We start from the raw sequence: 3,025 nt of genomic DNA on the forward strand, positions 1-3,025 counted from the left end.
CGCGGCGCCTCCACCGCAGCCGTCGCGCCGCTTGCCACCAGGCGGGCCGCCTCCGCCAGGCGGGAGGCCGCTTCCTCGGCGACGGCGCCGGTGACGGTGAACGGGAGGCGCACGTAGCCTTCGAAGGCGCCGTCGACGCCGAAGCGGGGGCCCGACGGCACGCGTACGCCGAGGCGTTCGCCCGCCTCGGCGATGCGGGAGCCGGAGAGGCCGCCGGTGCGCACCCACAGGGTGAGGCCGCCGCGCGGGACGGTGAACTCCCATTCGGGCAGGTGCCGCCGGACCGCCGCGACGAGGGCGTCGCGGCTCTCGCGCGTCGTGGTCCGCCGGATGGCGACGGCGGCGTCCCAGCCCTCGGTGGTCAGCAGCCAGGTGACGGCGAGCTGTTCGAGCACGGGTGTGCCGAGGTCGGCGTAGGCGCGGGCGGCGACCAGGCTGCGGATCACTTCGGGTGCGGCCCGCACCCAGCCGATGCGCAGCCCGGCCCAGAAGGACTTGCTGGCGGAGCCGACGGTGATGACGGCGTTGCCGGCGGGGTCGAAGGCGCAGACGGGGCGCGGCAGTTCCAGGCCGGGTTCCAGGCAGAGGTCGGCCATGGTCTCGTCGGCGACGAGCAGGGTGCCCGCGGCGCGCGCCGCCTCGACGAGCTGACGGCGCTGTTCCTCGGTGGCGAGGGCTCCGGTGGGGTTGTGGAAGTCGCCGATGACGTAGGCCATGCGGGGGGCGGCGTCGCGCAGCACCTGGCGCCAGGCCGGCAGGTCCCAGCCGCCGAGCCCGTCGGCCATGGCGACGGGCACCAGGCGGGCGCCGGCCTCGCGCATGAGCTGCAGGACGTTGGCGTAGGAGGGCGAGTCGACGGCGACGCGCTCGCCGCGGCCGGCGAAGAGCCGGCAGATGGCGGCGACGGCCCCCATGGCCCCCGTGGTGATCATGATCTGCTCGGGCATGGTGGGCACGCCGCGGGCGGTGTAGCGGTCGGCGATGGCCTGGCGCAGGGCGGGCAGGCCGGCGGGGTAGTCGCCGTGGGTGGCCGCGTAGGGCGGGAGCTCCTCCAGGGCGCCCTGGACGGCGCGGCCGAGCCAGGGCTCGACGGCGGGCAGGGCGGCGCAGCCGAGGTCGATGACGGAGCCGGCGGCCTCGGGGGGCAGGGGGTCCAGGGCGCGGGTGGGCAGCGGGTTGCCCGCGGGCACCGCGGTCCAGCTGCCGGCGCCGCGCCGGGACTCGAGGAAGCCCTCGCTGCGCAGGGCTTCGTAGGCCGCGGCGACGGTGGTGCGGCTGACGGAGAGGGCGGCGGCGAGCTCGCGCTCGGCGGGCAGCCGGGCGGCGACGGGGACGCGGCCTTCGAGGACGAGCAGGCGGATGCCGTCCGCGAGCGAGCGGTAGGCGGGGGCGCGGCGTCCGCCGAGCGGCGTGACGGTGCCGCGGCCGCCCTGCGCCTCGCGGTCGCGCTGCGAGCCGAGAAGGCGGGCGAGCTTCTGCGCCCCCACCGAGGAGGTCCAATGACTCATCTGAATCGGTCCACCTTCCGAGGATTGGCCATGGATCTTGCGTCCACCTGTATCCCAGACTGTCATGCGGCAGGCCACTTGCACCACTGCAGGTGGCCGCCACTTGTACCGTCCACGCCGCCTTCGGGGCGCGTGCCGAGCGTCAGGAGGAACCGTGCCCGCATCAGGGGGAGCGCCGGGAGGGGCACCGGAAGGCCCGTCGGAAGGCGCGCCGGAGTCGGAAGGCGCGCCGGGAGGTGCACCGGGAGGGGCGTCCCTCGCCCGCCGGCTGCTGCAGCTCTACGTCGGGCTCGCGCTGTACGGCGTGAGCGCGGGGCTGCAGCTGCGGGCGGGACTGGGGCTCGCGCCGTGGGACGTGCTGAACCAGGGCGTCGCGGAGCACACGGGGATGTCGATCGGCACGGCGTCGATCACGATCGGCGCACTGGTGCTGCTGCTGTGGATCCCGCTGCGGCAGCGCCCCGGCCTGGGCACGGTCTCCAACGTGCTGGTCATCGGCCTGGCCATGGACGCGACGCTGAGCCTGGTGCCCGACCCGCGGTCGCTGTGGATACGGATCCCGCTGCTGGCCTTCGCGGTGGCGCTGTGCGCGGTGGCGACCGGGCTGTACATCTCGGCCAGGTTCGGCCCGGGTCCGCGCGACGGCCTGATGACGGGGCTGCACCGGCGGACGGGGCGCTCGGTGCGCCTGGTGCGCACGTGCATCGAGGTGGTCGTGCTGGCGACGGGGTTCGTGCTCGGCGGCTCGGTGGGCCTGGGAACGGTCTTCTACGCCCTGGCGATAGGCCCGCTGTCGCAGTTCTTCCTGCGCCTGTTCGCCCTTCCGGAGGCCCCGGCTCCGGCCCCCGTACACCCGGCCGGGCGCGAAATTCCGGACCTGGTTTAGGCCAGGATCAAGCGGGCCGGTAGTGTACGCCTTCGACCCACCGAACGAACCGTTACTGCACGCTAAAGCGACAGAAACACAGGGTGACATCCGTTGCCAGATGTGACAAAACGGGCGTTGGTGGGTACAACAAGGGGCGGCACGACGGGCGACGCATGTCCCTCAACGGGAATCTTCACCGCCGACCGGACGTTGACCGGATGACGACGACAGCGACACCTGTCCTGTGGGCGACTAAGCCCGGGAGGCACGATTCATGAGTGAGCGAGCTCTCCGCGGCACGCGACTTGTGGTTACCAGCTACGAGACCGACCGCGGCATCGATCTGGCCCCGCGCCAGGCGGTGGAGTACGCATGCCCGAACGGCCATCGATTCGAGATGCCGTTCTCGGTAGAGGCGGAGATTCCGCCGGAGTGGGAGTGCAAGGCGTGCGGCGCCGTGGCACTCCTGGTGGACGGCGATGGTCCTGAGGAAAAGAAGGGCAAGCCCGCGCGTACGCACTGGGACATGCTCATGGAGCGGCGTACCCGCGAGGAGCTGGAGGAGGTGCTGGCCGAACGGCTGGCGGTCCTTCGCTCCGGTGCCATGAACATTGCCGTTCATCCGCGGGACACCCGCAAGTCCGCCTGA

3 protein-coding genes are annotated in these 3,025 nt (G+C 73.1%); 2 read left to right on the forward strand and 1 reads right to left on the reverse strand.

Annotated features, from left to right (window positions below):
- A partial coding sequence (gene yczR, locus V7793_RS35810; protein ID WP_336013857.1) for a MocR-like transcription factor YczR occupies positions 1 to 1,508 on the reverse strand: 1,508 nt, incomplete at its 3' end.
- Between the two features lie 268 nt (positions 1,509 to 1,776).
- On the opposite strand from yczR, the gene yczE reads away from it, so the two are divergent.
- Positions 1,777 to 2,394 carry a membrane protein YczE gene (gene yczE / locus V7793_RS35815; RefSeq protein WP_336013858.1) on the forward strand — a complete coding sequence of 206 codons (618 nt, stop codon included), beginning with the start codon at positions 1,777 to 1,779 and terminating at the stop codon, positions 2,392 to 2,394.
- A gap of 256 nt (positions 2,395 to 2,650) precedes the next feature.
- On the forward strand, positions 2,651 to 3,025 hold the full coding sequence (locus tag V7793_RS35820) for an RNA polymerase-binding protein RbpA (protein ID WP_004948858.1): 375 nt from the start codon (positions 2,651 to 2,653) through the stop codon (positions 3,023 to 3,025).

The sequence above is a fragment of the Streptomyces sp. KLMMK genome, assembly GCF_036961605.1.
Classification (GTDB): Bacteria; Actinomycetota; Actinomycetes; order Streptomycetales; family Streptomycetaceae; genus Streptomyces; species Streptomyces telluris.